This window comes from Okeania sp. SIO2C9, assembly GCF_010672455.1.
Lineage (GTDB): Bacteria > Cyanobacteriota > Cyanobacteriia > Cyanobacteriales > Microcoleaceae > Okeania.
The window spans coordinates 86,678-100,798 of sequence record NZ_JAAHGO010000007.1 but is presented as its reverse complement, the minus strand read 5'-3'; the positions used below and the strand labels follow the sequence as shown (position 1 = coordinate 100,798).

General features: G+C 37.8%; 14 protein-coding genes and 1 pseudogene. 4 read left to right on the top strand and 11 right to left on the bottom strand.

Going from position 1 to position 14,121, the window contains the following annotated elements; all coding sequences use genetic code 11:
* Positions 1-67: 67 nt before the first annotated feature.
* Positions 68-541: a hypothetical protein gene (locus F6K23_RS06850; RefSeq protein ID WP_293152458.1), complete on the bottom strand. Its 474-nt coding sequence runs from the start codon at positions 539-541 to the stop codon at positions 68-70.
* A gap of 324 nt (positions 542-865) precedes the next feature.
* Between F6K23_RS06850 and F6K23_RS06845 the strand changes: the two are divergent.
* Positions 866-2,062, top strand: a pseudogene (locus F6K23_RS06845) (RNA-guided endonuclease InsQ/TnpB family protein).
* Positions 2,063-2,243: 181 nt separating this feature from the next.
* On the opposite strand, the gene F6K23_RS06840 reads toward F6K23_RS06845, so the two are convergent.
* The 8 genes from F6K23_RS06840 to F6K23_RS06805 form a co-directional block, all read right to left on the bottom strand.
* Positions 2,244-2,642, bottom strand: coding sequence for a hypothetical protein (locus F6K23_RS06840; protein WP_293152455.1), 399 nt, complete (start codon positions 2,640-2,642; stop codon positions 2,244-2,246).
* A 122-nt stretch (positions 2,643-2,764) separates the two neighbouring features.
* Positions 2,765-3,325 (bottom strand): hypothetical protein, encoded by a 561-nt coding sequence (locus F6K23_RS06835; protein ID WP_293152452.1) that lies wholly within the window; start codon positions 3,323-3,325, stop codon positions 2,765-2,767.
* A gap of 79 nt (positions 3,326-3,404) precedes the next feature.
* Entirely contained in the window at positions 3,405-3,944 is a 540-nt protein-coding gene (locus F6K23_RS06830; RefSeq protein WP_293152449.1) for a hypothetical protein, read from the bottom strand.
* 55 nt (positions 3,945-3,999) lie between these two features.
* Positions 4,000-4,413 carry a hypothetical protein gene (locus tag F6K23_RS06825; RefSeq protein WP_293152446.1) on the bottom strand — a complete coding sequence of 138 codons (414 nt, stop codon included), beginning with the start codon at positions 4,411-4,413 and terminating at the stop codon, positions 4,000-4,002.
* Between the two features lie 26 nt (positions 4,414-4,439).
* Positions 4,440-5,840, bottom strand: a complete 1,401-nt coding sequence (locus F6K23_RS06820) for a Mov34/MPN/PAD-1 family protein (RefSeq protein ID WP_293152443.1) — start codon at positions 5,838-5,840, stop codon at positions 4,440-4,442.
* A 130-nt stretch (positions 5,841-5,970) separates the two neighbouring features.
* Positions 5,971-6,465, bottom strand: a complete 495-nt coding sequence (locus F6K23_RS06815) for a ubiquitin-conjugating enzyme E2 (RefSeq protein ID WP_293152440.1) — start codon at positions 6,463-6,465, stop codon at positions 5,971-5,973.
* A 2-nt stretch (positions 6,466-6,467) separates the two neighbouring features.
* Positions 6,468-6,722, bottom strand: coding sequence for a hypothetical protein (locus F6K23_RS06810; protein WP_293152437.1), 255 nt, complete (start codon positions 6,720-6,722; stop codon positions 6,468-6,470).
* Positions 6,723-6,747: 25 nt separating this feature from the next.
* Positions 6,748-7,908 (bottom strand): ThiF family adenylyltransferase, encoded by a 1,161-nt coding sequence (locus F6K23_RS06805; protein ID WP_293152434.1) that lies wholly within the window; start codon positions 7,906-7,908, stop codon positions 6,748-6,750.
* Positions 7,909-8,521: 613 nt separating this feature from the next.
* Here F6K23_RS06805 and F6K23_RS06800 point away from each other — a divergent pair.
* On the top strand, positions 8,522-10,000 hold the full coding sequence (locus F6K23_RS06800) for an AAA family ATPase (protein ID WP_293152432.1): 1,479 nt from the start codon (positions 8,522-8,524) through the stop codon (positions 9,998-10,000).
* 288 nt (positions 10,001-10,288) lie between these two features.
* On the opposite strand, the gene F6K23_RS06795 is transcribed toward F6K23_RS06800, so the two are convergent.
* Positions 10,289-10,822: a type II toxin-antitoxin system Phd/YefM family antitoxin gene (locus tag F6K23_RS06795; protein ID WP_293152429.1), complete on the bottom strand. Its 534-nt coding sequence runs from the start codon at positions 10,820-10,822 to the stop codon at positions 10,289-10,291.
* Positions 10,823-10,934: 112 nt separating this feature from the next.
* Here F6K23_RS06795 and F6K23_RS06790 point away from each other — a divergent pair, with 112 nt between their 5' ends.
* Both F6K23_RS06790 and F6K23_RS06785 read left to right on the top strand, forming a co-directional pair.
* Positions 10,935-11,084 carry a hypothetical protein gene (locus tag F6K23_RS06790; protein WP_293152426.1) on the top strand — a complete coding sequence of 50 codons (150 nt, stop codon included), beginning with the start codon at positions 10,935-10,937 and terminating at the stop codon, positions 11,082-11,084.
* A gap of 366 nt (positions 11,085-11,450) precedes the next feature.
* Positions 11,451-11,900, top strand: a complete 450-nt coding sequence (locus tag F6K23_RS06785; RefSeq protein WP_293152423.1) for a hypothetical protein — start codon at positions 11,451-11,453, stop codon at positions 11,898-11,900.
* A 482-nt stretch (positions 11,901-12,382) separates the two neighbouring features.
* On the opposite strand, the gene groL is transcribed toward F6K23_RS06785, so the two are convergent.
* The gene (groL, locus tag F6K23_RS06780) at positions 12,383-14,065 is read right to left on the bottom strand and encodes a chaperonin GroEL (protein ID WP_293152420.1); all 1,683 of its coding nucleotides are present in this window, start codon (positions 14,063-14,065) and stop codon (positions 12,383-12,385) included.
* Positions 14,066-14,121: the final 56 nt, after the last annotated feature.

Genomic DNA, 14,121 nt, shown 5'->3' with positions numbered 1-14,121 from the left:
TGTCAGTTGAGCTGCTGTGAGCTTGGAAATATTTTTTGGTGATGATCGGAGTGCCTTTGAAACCAGACTAGATGAAAATTTGTTTGCTAGATTGCCTTGCAGTGGCTGGATTGGATTTAGTATCTATAAATTGCACAGAATCAAAAGTATTAATCCATAGATGAGCGCCACAACTTGCTGGTTTATAAGGTCGATAGACAATTTGGCAAGGACCTGAAATATATAACTCATAACCATAATAGTTATCATCGCCATGCTTGACTGACACTACAGCTTCCAATTCTGTTGGAGGCTTCTTTTTATTACTTTTAATTTTGTTTTGATTGACATGAATCATTTTTGGTTTAGTAGTTTCTTTCTTGCGCCACATACCTTTCGGACCCCGCCGAGCCGGAATTATTACAGGCATTCCACTTTCTGATACTGGTATTTCCCAGAATCTACCTTTTTTCTGTGCTCCTTTGACTCTTCCTTGAGCGAGTAAAACTAATAAACGTTGACGGGAGATACCTAATAAAAAAGATGCAACTCTAGTACCCATGATTTTTTTCCTTAACTGTTGGACAATAGTTAAATATACTAGAATGGGAAGATATAAAAAAAATAATTTACCTGGCCATAAGTATAAACAAAATTATTGGTTTTGTCAACAAGAGAGTTTGCTGAAAAATTATGAGTGGTTAGGGTAGGAGGTAGGAGGAATAATTGTCCCCTAATCTTTCTATGGTTGTCTGCCCAAAATCATAACTTTTTGGCCACTCAAAAAGAGAGAACAGGGAATAAGGGAGAGTATTGACTTAATCAGAGAATAACGATATAATACATATTTAAGCATACTATTTAGACTGGCTGCGCTCACGCATACATGAAATCCATTAGAACAAAGCTCAAACTTAATAATAAACAGAAAACTCTGATGGCTCAACACGCGGGCTACTCTCGATGGTGCTATAACTGGGGTAAAAGGTTTGTGGAATGCTGCATACATTGATGGTTACAAACCCAATGCTTCCTGCGGAATGCTGCGCAAACGTAAGCTAAGAGTTGTTTTTACTAATCACACAAAACCTCTTTATCCCTGGATGAAAAACTTGTCGTCTAGAGTTTATCAATATGCTTTTCCTACGGAATGCTGCGCAAACATCAACTTAGGTGAAGCATTTAAGAGGTTCTTTTCCTTCGGAATGCTTCGCAAACAAGGGTTGGGTAAACGCCCAAAATTTAAGAAGAAGGGTAAATCTGATTCTTTTCCTTCGGAATGCTTCGCAAACACAATTGATAATTGTGGAAAGCCAATAGAGTTAAACGGATGGAGTCACAAGTTACCTTTTATTGGTATTGTCAAAACTTATGAACAAGAGTGAGGCAACAGTAAAAAAAATAACTATTAGCAGGCAAGCAGGAGATTGGTATATTAGCTGTAGGGGCGAACGGCCGTTCGCCCCTACGAATGAATTTCATCCTCACACCATACCCAAAAAAACTAATGTAGTAGGTGTAGATTTAGGTGTAAAAACCTTAGCTACTTTAAGTGATGGCAAGGTGTTTCCTAGTATCAAACCATATAGAAAAGCTGAGAAAAAACTGACTAAGTTGCAACGTCAAATTAGTAGAAAAGTCAAGTATTCAAATAATTGGTACAAAGCTGTAATCAAGTTAGCCAAGCAGCATAGACGAGTAGCTAATATCCGCAAAGATGCACTTCATAAACTGACAACTTACGCAAGCTTTGAACCACGGCAGTGTTGTCATTGAAGTATGACAATGTGTCTGGAATGCTAGCCAACCATAGGCTAGCTAAAATCAGTTAGCAGATAGTGATTTTATGAATTTCACCAGACAGCTTAAATACAAGTGTCAATGGTACGGAAGTGAATTAGTAGTAGTAGATAGATTCTTTCCATCATCAAAGACTTGTTCTAACTGTGGTCATGTTCAAGACATGGCCTTGCATCTGAGAACTTATGACTGCAAGAAGTGTGGGTTGTCAATAGATCGAGATTTAAACGCAAGTATAAATTTGAGAGATGCGGTCGGCTCGACCGTGAATGCCTGTGGATGAGCAACCGCCGACGGCCTCACAAGAAGCAGGAAGTAAACCTCAAGTTGTCACGCTATGTGACGCTTTGTATCAGTTTTATAGAGCAGTATTAATAATTTTGGCGTTGCTGAATACTGGGATGATTGAGGCCGACACGGGGACACGGGGACAAGACACGGCGATTATAGTTGCTCCTTCCCGATCAAATCATCCCGTAATAACGAATTACTCTACCAAAACAGTCTTTGAGAATACCATCTCCAGAAATACCTATATCTGTTTTCACAGCTTTAATAACTCGGAAAGCTAATGTTAAATATCCCACTTTAGAGTTAATAATTCTCCGGTAGTATATAGTACCCTTGTAAGTTATTTTTTTAGTTCTTTCTTCTTCTGTTGCGTTAGCAAGTATGAGCGTATAATTCTCTTCGCACATAAAATCAGGAGCCACAACTACTAATATAGAATCCGGTTGAATAGTTATTGTATCGTAGGGAGATGGGGAGATGGGGAGATGGGGAGATGGGGGGATGGGGAGATTGAAGTGTAGACACCAATTATGAACATATACTATATAACCGGATTGTATATAAATAGTCAATCTATTGATTTCTACTGGCTAAAAAACACCAAATATCTTGATTTATAATAGAAATATCCAAAAGTCACAAAAACATTAATTTAAACTATTGTGGTAGGGCGATCGCTGTTGTTCTGATTAATTCACTCTACCCAATTAATGTTTCCTAGCTCTTCTACTGCTTGAACTTCTTCCCATTGAACTTGTGATAGTGGATCTAGTTTTGCCTCAATACCTACTAACATTTCCGGTTCTAACCAGGAAGTATCTATAGTCATAAACTCTTCTGCATTTGTAACATCTATATTTAAAGCACGACACTTATTAATTATTTCGGAAGATAAGGGTAAAAATATTGTCTGACATTCTAGGATTTCAGCTATATTTATTAAACCAAGCATATAGCGATCTATAGGATTTCTAGTATCTAAGTCGCCAATTGGTTTGGCATTAATTTCTTCGTTATAGAAATATATGGTTCCTTCAGAAATTGTCTTGAATATTAGTAGATTAGGTATTTCTTGTCTTTCTAAAGAGTTGATAATTTTTTCAGCAGCTTGTGTCGCCTGGGTAAAATCTCCTTCTGTTAAATAGACTAACTGATTGTAAAAATACTTAGGTAAAATTACGTCTTTATTATTCCAGATAAGGATATCAGGGTTGCTAATACATAAATCTGGTTCTATGCCGTACAATGCTTTCATGTTTTCTACCTCTTTGTGCGCAATTTAGTAAATTTAACAGAGACTCTAATTTGTTAAAATATATTTCTCTTGTAGATTTTTATTGCTCTATCCGATTTCTGATAATGTTATTCCACTGAAGAGCGAGCGGCAAAGTATGTTGTCTAGTATGGGTATCACTCCCACAATCTCTACATTTACAATCCATTTCTATCCAGCTATCTTCGTGGTACGCTAGTCGGCAGCGACGACAAAAATAAACGGTTTCTCCTGGACTGAAAACTTCCTGACTATAAGGGTCGTTAGATCCTATTACAGTTGTTAATATGTTGTTTAGATCGTCAGGCACATTTTGATTGAAAAAGTTTTCATCTGTAACAGTTTCAGGTTCATTAACATTACTATTACTAGAAGTGTTAACATCAACTTCCACCCATCCAATTTGATTTGTTTGTTCAGGATGATTGACATCTGTCCATTGAATTCCCCTTGCCTCCCTTTGGTAAGAGTGCCTATTTGAATATGAAGTTGATGTTTGGGAGTTTCTGTTTGGTGGTGATGGAGGAAGTCTAGACCTACGGTAAAAAAATGCCCCGATAGAAGCAATTACTCCTAACCCTATTAAAATTAACCATTCCATATTAAGTCTTGCTTGATTTTCAGCTATCTACATACTTGTTATAATCTATATTTCATCATTTCAGGTCATCCCATTGAATTAAATCATTTGTCTTGTTTCCTGTTATTTGTATTGGAGTTGGCAATATGTAATCTCGAGTATTTCTATTATGTCCGCACACCATACATCTACATCCCATTTCCTGCCAACTATCTTCGTGGTATGCGAGTCGGTGGGTGTGACAGAGATAGACTTTTTGTCCTGACCTAAATGTTTCTTGAGTTACAGGATCTTTAATTTCTCCTTGACTCAGAGATTGAAGGATGTTATCTAGATCGTCAGGTACTATCTCAGGGTTCTTGGAAACAGTCTGGGAGGAAGAGGAAGGTTTAGAAGCTCTACCAATAAACAGAAATAAAACAGCTAATACCCAAAACCCCCAATTTGCAAATCCGAGAAGAAAAAAAATAAAAGATAAAAAACATCCCATGATAGAAATTCAATCCTCTAATGTCTTTATTTAAGTATTTTCCTAACTTTTATTCTATTTTCATTACCTTCATTATCCTCGTAGATAAGACGACGTGGAATATTAACTATGTCGCGTACTACTATTTGAGAAGAAGGATTTTTAGATAGATAACTAGAGGAAATAAGAACTAATACTGCTTTGCCATTACTTAGATTTCCCAAATTTTCTGTTATTGGTTCGAGTGTTTTAGAAATCATCTCATCTGGAATATTGTCTGGAATTTTAACAGAATCAATTAGTTGAATTTCTTTATCCTTGAGAATGACTCTTTCGATCTCTAGAGTAACATTTTTGGCTATAGAATTAACATCTTGCTCAATAACTAACACAATTATTTCGTCCCCATCACCAATATTAGTTTGTGGCTTGATAATTGGAGAGTGTAAAACATTTTGATTAGCTTCTAACTTTTTGTAGGTGGCAATAGGCATTCTTATGTACTCAGCGTTAAACTCATAATTACCTTCAGTAGAAGTGTCAGAATTGCTCAAATTTCCACCTGCTTCTGGTTGATTAACTGATGAGTTAGAAATATTTGGATTAGATTGACTGATAGCGTTATTAAATGCCGTTTTCAACACAAAGTCTAAAAACATTCCTGCCATCAAAATGAACAAAAGACCAAACAATAAAAGCCCTAAAAAGGTACTGCTATTTCTTTGGTTTGTAGATTGCTCTTTCTGCTCAATATCTTTATCCTTATTTGTTTCCTCTTCTGGTAAATACTCAATCCCTGAATCTAGACCTCTATCTGCTGGTTCGGGGAACAAAATATTTTCTGCATCTCCACTACCAAACTCGACTACTTGAACCGATTCTGCATTTTTGCCCAAGAAGTAACCAATTTTACGCCGTACAGGATCGCAAACAATTGAGACACACCAAGGATGGTGAAAAAATGCTCTTTGTGTATTCATATCTGTACCTGACATGAAAACTCCAAGATTTGGATGGGAGTGATACCAACCTACAATGTTCTCTTGAGGATGGGTAGTTTTAGCATAATCCATAATTCCTTGCCAAGAATCAGATGTGAACTCTAGATGTGCTCCGGTTCCAATAGTTGATGGAGCTGCTACTGCTGATTTAATCTCTACATATATCCCATACTGGGGATCTTCATAAGCATTACCAAAAAGAATACCACCTTGCTCTACCGTTGTGTTTGAACCCAAATGTCCTGTTAGATGTTTAACAGCAGTTTTTGTGATATATACTTTTTCTTTTTGAGTACGACTGCTAATATCTCGTTCAGATTTAAAATCTTCGATTGATTTCGGTATGGGTTTGTAAACATCTTCACTCTCAACCCAGACAATTTTGTTTTGTTCTGAATTTTGATTGGGTGATGAGTTATCAGGACCGACATCATGTAAATCTGACATGGCTATTTCCTCAATAGATGTGGTGTATAAACGAAATGCTGAGTTGATGGGAAATCCTAACTTTCCTATTAGTGATAGCTATCAAGTATAGGATTTCCTGGGTCAAATCAGTTCTAGATCGTGTTGATTATTACTTAATATCATCCCAGATAATCTGAGACTTAAAGGTTTGAGAGTCAACAGGAAAGAGTGACATATTTTTTGCCGCCCAACTTTTTGCCTCCAAATTAGCTGGACTGTTCAAATTGAGTACATCTTTTGAATACTGAATAATCTTGCCAATTCTGATAACCAGTTGAGGTACTGTTTCTGCCATTGTCCAGTAACTACCCAAACAAACATTTTTGTTCAGATAAACATTAGGGTGGAACATGGGAGTCAAAAATTTAGCACTGGGTGGTTCTCTTGGATACTGACTGCCAAGGGAAATTTCAACGCTATGGTTACTGCGGAATACAGGTTTATTACCCTGTAATTTTTCTATGCCTCGACAACGATAGTCAATCACATATTGATACGGAGGATTTCCAGTAGCTGAAGTAATTATTATAGAACCGCCAGCATTACCAACAAGTTCTAATAATGCTTGATGCTCATTTCGCAATCGTTTTTCTCTTACACTCATTTTTAACCTGCCTCCAGAATAGGATAAACTTCTACTACATCATCTGACTCTATTCCCACTGAGCTTAAAGTTGCAGAACTATCTAATTGTTCACCTGTACGTTCCAAGCGTGCTGCATAATCAGCATTTGAAGGTAAATTCCACCTTTGTTGTGCGCTTTGCAAAACCTGTCCCACTGTTAGAGTAGGGGGTAAGCTAATAGCTGCTTTTCGAGTACCGTCGGCCATACGGACAACGAGAGATACAGAATCACTCATATTATTTCCTCCTATGTTTAGTTGTTTAGCAAAATTGAATGGCTATTTTACCTTTGCTAGTATCACAGTGTAGAATTTCGTTCTGTGTTAAACACAAATCTGCTAACAGAGTTTCGGCAGATTTATCCTGAAGAGTAAAATTTCTAATCACTTCAAAATCCCTTTCCTCATTTTCACACTTGGGGCAAGGAAGTTTTGATTCTGGGTATTGTCGCAGAAGTTGATTCACCTGTTCCTCATATCCACAATCATCACATTTCATCTTGCCAATAATTTCATTGCGCAGCCACAAAACTGGTTCAGAAAACCCTGATTTTTCTAGATGTTTCAGAATTTCTACAACTGGTTTATTTGCCTCGTACTTAATACTAATAGTTGGTTCTATGGGCAAATCGTGAGCTGGACAATATTCCTGACGCTGAATTTGAACTTTAAAGGATGTCCAAGGATTTAAACTCAGAAAAATTTTTTCACCAGGATTAAGCATTCCTGCTTTGCCATGTAAATACAACAGTGCTTGGTGAACTTCCATCGCTGCTACAATAGAAGCAATAGGAGCTGTTGTCGGCATTGCCCTATCTGGAATATTGCGTTTCACACCCTGACAGGAATATCGCTGATTACGCCTTTCCCACATTTTGTCACTGATACTACAGTCATAGCAAGCTGCTTCGCTTTTAGGATCGAAAAAACTTACTTCTCCTTGAGCAACACCTATACCACCATTAACCCAGGGAATCCCTGCATAGTAAGCTGCTTGATTAATTGCCCACCGTGCATTAACACTATCAAGACAACCAATAATAATGTCATGTTCTCTAACATTCCCAATCCCCAGGTCAAATTCTAGGTCTCCCTGAATTGCCTCAATAGAAATATCTGGATTAATTTCCAGCAGTTGCTGACGAGCTGCTTCTACTTTTGGTAAGTCTACATCTGACTCTCGAAATAAGACTGAGCGAGTTAGGTTAGTAATTGACACTGTGTCAAAATCAATGACAGTGATTTTACCAACGCCAACAAGTGCTAGGTTTTTGAGAACTTCGTTACCTAAAGCACCACATCCTGCTACCAATACTCTGGCCTGTTTGAGTTTTTCCTGATTCCACCAGTCAATTAAGTGGTGACGAGCGTAACGAGTTTCTGGCTCTTCGCTAATATCAAAAAAATCTATAGATTCAAGCATTTAGCATTTTCTCCCTACCCTATAATATGGTTGCTACAACCTAGAGTTTTTCTTAACAAGACTTACGCAAAGAAACCCGGTTTCTACGATAAATCGTTGTTTTGAGCAATAGACATCTACGAGAAACCGGGTTTCTGGGTTCGCATGGCTTTAGTCTTGCTTAAAATAAAAGGTACTGATTAAGCGAACAGGGTGACAGTTGTCTCTCCAATCAACTTTCTGCACTTTCAACTTTCACAAAAAAGCCGAGTTTCCCCTGTGTAGATAACTTTTTGTGCATAATTGCTAAAAACACAGTTTTCCCAGATCCACTTGGCCTAAGTATAATAACTGAGTAACTATTCATAAGTTCCGAATTAGTCTATTTGTTAACGTCCTAATTTAGCTTTTCTCATAAGTATGAGGTACATCTACTGATCCCCGACTATCCCTCTCAAAAAGGGGGGCTTTTTGTTGGCTTCCTTTTTAAGGGGGCGGGGGGAATCTAAAACTCTACCTCGTAGATTAAAGAACTGCTATAATCCATCTTTCCTCATAAATTCTGGCTTTGTCAGTAGGAATTGTTGGAAATTTTTCCTTAATTTGTTTGTAGGATTTGTAGGAAATGTAGGATTTGTTTGCTATAATCCCTAAAATCTCTAACATTTCCCAATCTATGGATATTCAAGAAGTTTTGAAGTTGGCTGAAGAGCTAATTTATGACCATACTGGAGAAAATTTAGACTACTTGCAAAAAACTATATTGCAACGTACTTTAGAAGGTCAGACTTACAAAAAGATTGCTGAGGAAACTTACGCTAGCGAAACTCATGTTAGGTATATCGGTGCTAAATTATGGAAAATTTTATCGGAAATACTGGGTGAAAATATTACTAAAGCAAATTTTAGAACAATATTAGAAAATACAAATATTCACAATTTTGTACCCGTTTTTTGTAGAGATAACGCAACAAATAACATTAATATCTGTCCGTCAAACCCCCCCGCTTCCCCAACAAAAACCAACTCTCAACAAACACCAACTCAACATATTATCGACCTAGACAAAGCACCAGAAATTATCAACTTTTATGGCCGCACAGAGGAACTTTCTACTTTGTCAAAATGGATAGTGAGCGATAGCTTACGCTTAACCAGAGGTTATCGCCTCCGTGTTATCTCCCTTTTAGGAATAAGTGGTATTGGCAAAACGACTCTTTCTCTACAATTAATCCAGCAAATCAAAACTAATTTTAATTACATCATTTATCGCACCCTCCGCTTTTCTCCCAACCTCAACACAACTCTCACTAACCTCCTGCAAATTTTTGCACCAGAAACAGAAACTTCAGACAATATCGAAACTCTATTATCACAACTACAAAAATACCTGGAAAAATATCGTTGCTGCATCATCTTTGATGACGTACAAAAATTATTTGCTCCAGGAAAACTGGCAGGTCAATATAAATCTTGTTATGAAGATTATCAGGATTTTTTTCAACTACTTGTCACAGTCTCCCATCAGAGTTGTTTGCTATTAATAAGTAGAGAAAAAATTCCAGAAATTACCAAACTAGAAACAGAAAATTATCCAGTACGAACCTTAACTTTAGGAAGTTTAGGAGCTTATGCAAATGAAATATGCCAAAAACGTCAATTAGTAGATCGAGAATCTTGGGAAAAATTGATTAATAATTATCAAGGAAATCCCCGATGGTTAGATATGGCAGCAACAACAATTCAAGAATTATTTAGCGGTCAAGTAGCAGAATTTATGGAATATCAAACCCTAATTTTACCAGAAGCATTACAAGGGGAATTAGAACAACAATTTGAGCATTTATCTCCTATGGAAATCAGAGTTATGGAGCAAATTGCCAATCAAAGCCAACCAATTTCAATAGGAGAAATAATTAGAAAATCAGAACTATCTATTCAGGAATCTGTAAACGTAATTCAATCCCTGAAAAAACGGTTATTATTAGATGGAAAATTAGAGAATAATTTGACAGTCTTTACTCTTAATCCTGTCTGGAAACAATATTTAAAAATCAACTCGAACAATTTGAAAGTATCAACAAAATTAGATAAAGCAAATGGAGAAATTTAAACCTAAAATATCATGTTTTTTTTCTTAACTAGCTATCAGCTTTTATAGCTCTGGGTAAAAATTCCTGGCTCGGATGGTTGAGGAGGAATTGAAATCTCCTTTCCGTTCCAGAATCCTCTGCAAACGAGGGCGTCTCAAAAAAATCTGCTGACTGCTTCTTTAACTCTGTTAATGCAACACGGGCAGGTTTTGCATGACCTTGTTCAAAAAAAGTAATCAAGAGCGTGGAATCCTCCTCTTTTTAAAGAGTGGAGTCAAGACGAACGGAGGTTTCAACTGCCAGGAAAGTTAAACAACACACAATTTATTAGACCTACGAATCAGTTGTACTTTTTTAGGAGAAAATTGCCCAATTCGTTTCCAATTATGGTCATAAACGCTAACATTTTTGGTTTTAGCGTTAGTGAAACCACCAACCCATCCAGTATAAGTTTTTCCGGCTTTTTCAGCTAAAACTTTATCGCCTAAGCGTTGATTAAATGGAGTCATTGTTCCACCCTTGCGTTTACGAACACCACCTTTTTCCGCATTATCAAAGTGCAATGCACGACGAAAATAAGCAGGTCTAGTTATTACTCGAAAAATGGAAGGAGTAATGTTAACTGATATTCCTTGAGGAATTGCCGCAACTGATTCAGCATAATCTAATCTTTCTAGTAATTTTTGATAGGCAATTGCATCTTGAATAACTATTTCTGCTTTACCATTAACTGTTAAGACTATGGATTTTTGTGTTTCTTTAATTTGCTGCACAAAATACTTAGAGTTATGCTCGAAATCTGTGAGTGAATGGTTAGTCATATCATTTTTGTAATTAAACATTAACTAGCTGCCTCACAAATTCCTGTCATTCTGGGGCAATTTTTCCAATTACAATATCATAATTATATACTAAAAGTAGAAAATAATTTGCAATAAAATTTCCTCAAAAACTATGACTCAAACTCTTCCAGCTAAAGACATAAACATCCGCTATCTTATTGATAACTTCGGACTTCAAAAAAACCAAGGCGAGGAATTTTTCCGGGAATGGCAAGATAATTTACCGGAACTTACTGACTTAGAAAAACAACTCTTAGACTAAGTAAAAGCTGGATTTATCTCAACGTCGGCCCTTGACCCGCGCTCTCCCGCAGGGGAGCGGAGGGATGGGAAAACCAATCAATAAGAGCGGTTTTACAGATAATCTGTTAACATACAAATATTGCTTGACCAAAAATCAAGGTTAAGATTACTGTAACTGTTCAATCAAGTCGCCGAGGGGCACTCGGAGAAGTTAAACGGACACGGAGGAAGTATTAGACTGGCTTTGCCAGCATTTTCCAGTGAGGTGTCAACCCGCCCTGAATCTTTCAAACGGCTTAGTCTGTTTGATTGATGGATGGGAATCCCGCGCTGTCTCGTAGAGCAGCGTAGGGAGGATGTCAATAACCTAACAGATTATCCCCCAGTGCTAGAAAATGTTGTGAGGATGGCAGTAGTTGACCCAATTTTATTTATTGGGGGATTTTTTCTTTATCCATTTTATATTCGTTCCGAACCTGCAATTAATTTAGCAGTCGAAGATCAGGATATTGTTATTAAAGGTAAGATTGATACTTTGGTGTTAAAAAACCAATTCTGGGCAATGGTAATTGAGTCTAAAAAAGCTGAATTTTCTACTGAAGCTGGGCGCGGTCAAATTCTTGCTTATATGTTATCCAATCCTCATCCAAATCGCCCTAATTATGGAATGATTTCTACGGGTGGCGGTTTTATATTTGTTAAATTCATGAATAGAAAACCACCACAATATGCTCTTTCAAAAACGTTTATTACTATTAATCCTGGTAATGAACTTTATGATGTACTTCGCATTCTCAAACGCTTAACTCAAATTGCGTTAGAAGGAATTGATTGAAAAAGGCACAAGGCAGAAAGGAAAATTACTCATTATTGAACTCAGAAGTTTGAAGTTTGAAGAAAGACTTTTGCAAGAGATATAAAAAAGGAAACGGGAAAGGTGAACATCATCTCAATTCATCGATCCCGTTTTAGGCAAATTAATATAAGACTTTAGTACAGGGTGGCGAAGCAGATACCATAAACCATAAAGTTTTCTGCCTTCTAGTACTAAATAGGGCTTGCTGATTAAATATCAAAGCATTGACTGATATTGGTTGAGCGCATTTTTTGGTCTAAAAAAATGCCAGCTTTTCAACGGAAAAAGCTCAAAAAGCTAGTATTTTGGGACGATTATGGCAGAACAATCTTGGGACAATAATTCCTCCTACCTCCTCTATAATTCCCCGTTCCTCCTGTCTCCTGTCTCCTGTCTCCTGTCTCCTGTCTCTTCCCCCTACTAAAAGACTTTTTCAGCAAACCCTAAATAGACAGCCGAAATTACATCATACCCATACCAGGCATACCCATGCCGCCCATGCCGCCCATGCCGCCCATGCCGCCCATGCCGCCCATGCCGCCATCCATATCTGGCATCGCAGCTTTCTTCTCAGGTTTCTCAACAACCACAGCTTCAGTAGTTAACACCATACCAGCGATGGAACCCGCATTTTGCAACGCAGAACGTACTACCATTGCAGGGTCAAGAATACCAGCAGCAATCATATCTTCATATTCACCACTTATGGCATTAAAACCAACACTGAAATCAGTAGAGCGCACTTTCTCTACAACTACCGAACCCTCTGCACCAGAATTATCAGCAATCTGACGCAAAGGTCCTTCTAAAGCACGTTTGACAATATCAGCACCAATCTGCTCTTCCTCACTTAAACTACCTTTCAACTCATCAACCTTAGTTGCCAAATGAATTAAAGTAGTACCACCACCAGGCACAATACCTTCTTCTACAGCAGCTTTGGTAGCATTCAAAGCATCTTCTATTCTTAACTTGCGGTCCTTAAGTTCAGTTTCTGTTGCTGCACCAACCTTAATCACTGCTACCCCACCAGCTAACTTAGCGATGCGCTCCTGTAACTTCTCCTTGTCATAATCAGAATCACTCTCTGCAAGCTGTCCGCGAATTTGGGCAATGCGCTTTTTCACTTCCTCTGCTGTATCCCCAGCAGCAACAATAGTGGTGTTGTCTTTGTTAATAGTGATTTTCCGACCAACTCCCATCATATCTAAATCTGCCATCTCTAAATTCAGACCTATTTCTTCAGAGATAAGTTGACCACCTGTAAGAATAGCAATATCTTGGAGCATAGCTTTACGGCGATCGCCAAAACCAGGAGCTTTCACAGCAGCAACATTCAATACACCCCGTGCTTTATTCACCACCAAAGTAGCTAAAGCTTCCCCTTCAATATCCTCAGCAATGATTAAAAGAGATTGACCCGCACGAGCAACTTTTTCTAGTACAGGTACTAAATCTTGAATAGAGGAAATTTTCTTATCAGTAATCAGAATGCGGGCATTTTCAAACTCAACTACTAACCGCTCCTGGTCAGTAATAAAGTAGGGAGAAAGATAACCACGGTCGATTTGCATCCCTTCAACAACTTCTAAATCTGTAGAGAGAGACTTAGATTCTTCAACAGTGATTACACCATCTTTAGTGACTTTATCCATTGCCTCAGCAATCATTTGCCCTACTTCTGCATCGCCACCAGCAGAAACCGTAGCTACTTGAGCGATCGCTTCTCCTTCTACTGGTTTAGCAACTACTTCTATTTCTTTGACTAGCTGATTAATAGTTTTTTCAATCCCTTTACGCACTGCTACTGGGTTTGCACCAGCAGTTACGTTTTTGAGACCTTCTCTAATCATAGATTGAGCTAAAACTGTAGCGGTAGTTGTGCCATCTCCAGCAATATCTTTTGTTTTGGATGCCACTTCCTGAATAAGTCTAGCACCTGTATTTTCGAGAGGGTCTTCTAGTTCGATATCCTTAGCTACAGTAATCCCATCATTGACGATGTGTGGTGCGCCAAATTTTTTCTCTAATAATACATTTCTACCCTTTGGACCCATAGTGATTCGGACTGCATCAGCTAGGGAATTTATTCCTCGCTCTAGAGCGCGTCTGGATTTATCATTAAATTCTACAATCTTGGCCATATACTTTCTCCTATTGCTTCCAAATAAAAATTTAGCACTCGGTGAGGTAGAGTGCT

Coding starts and splice junctions, on each gene's coding strand:
- F6K23_RS06795 (WP_293152429.1), bottom strand. CDS start 10,822: ATGTTTAATTACAAAAATGATATGACTAACCATTCACTCACAGATTTC.
- F6K23_RS06805 (WP_293152434.1), bottom strand. CDS start 7,908: ATGCTTGAATCTATAGATTTTTTTGATATTAGCGAAGAGCCAGAAACT.
- F6K23_RS06815 (WP_293152440.1), bottom strand. CDS start 6,465: ATGAGTGTAAGAGAAAAACGATTGCGAAATGAGCATCAAGCATTATTA.
- F6K23_RS06820 (WP_293152443.1), bottom strand. CDS start 5,840: ATGTCAGATTTACATGATGTCGGTCCTGATAACTCATCACCCAATCAA.
- F6K23_RS06825 (WP_293152446.1), bottom strand. CDS start 4,413: ATGGGATGTTTTTTATCTTTTATTTTTTTTCTTCTCGGATTTGCAAAT.
- F6K23_RS06790 (WP_293152426.1), top strand. CDS start 10,935: ATGACTCAAACTCTTCCAGCTAAAGACATAAACATCCGCTATCTTATT.
- F6K23_RS06835 (WP_293152452.1), bottom strand. CDS start 3,325: ATGAAAGCATTGTACGGCATAGAACCAGATTTATGTATTAGCAACCCT.
- F6K23_RS06830 (WP_293152449.1), bottom strand. CDS start 3,944: ATGGAATGGTTAATTTTAATAGGGTTAGGAGTAATTGCTTCTATCGGG.
- groL (WP_293152420.1), bottom strand. CDS start 14,065: ATGGCCAAGATTGTAGAATTTAATGATAAATCCAGACGCGCTCTAGAG.
- F6K23_RS06850 (WP_293152458.1), bottom strand. CDS start 541: ATGGGTACTAGAGTTGCATCTTTTTTATTAGGTATCTCCCGTCAACGT.
- F6K23_RS06810 (WP_293152437.1), bottom strand. CDS start 6,722: ATGAGTGATTCTGTATCTCTCGTTGTCCGTATGGCCGACGGTACTCGA.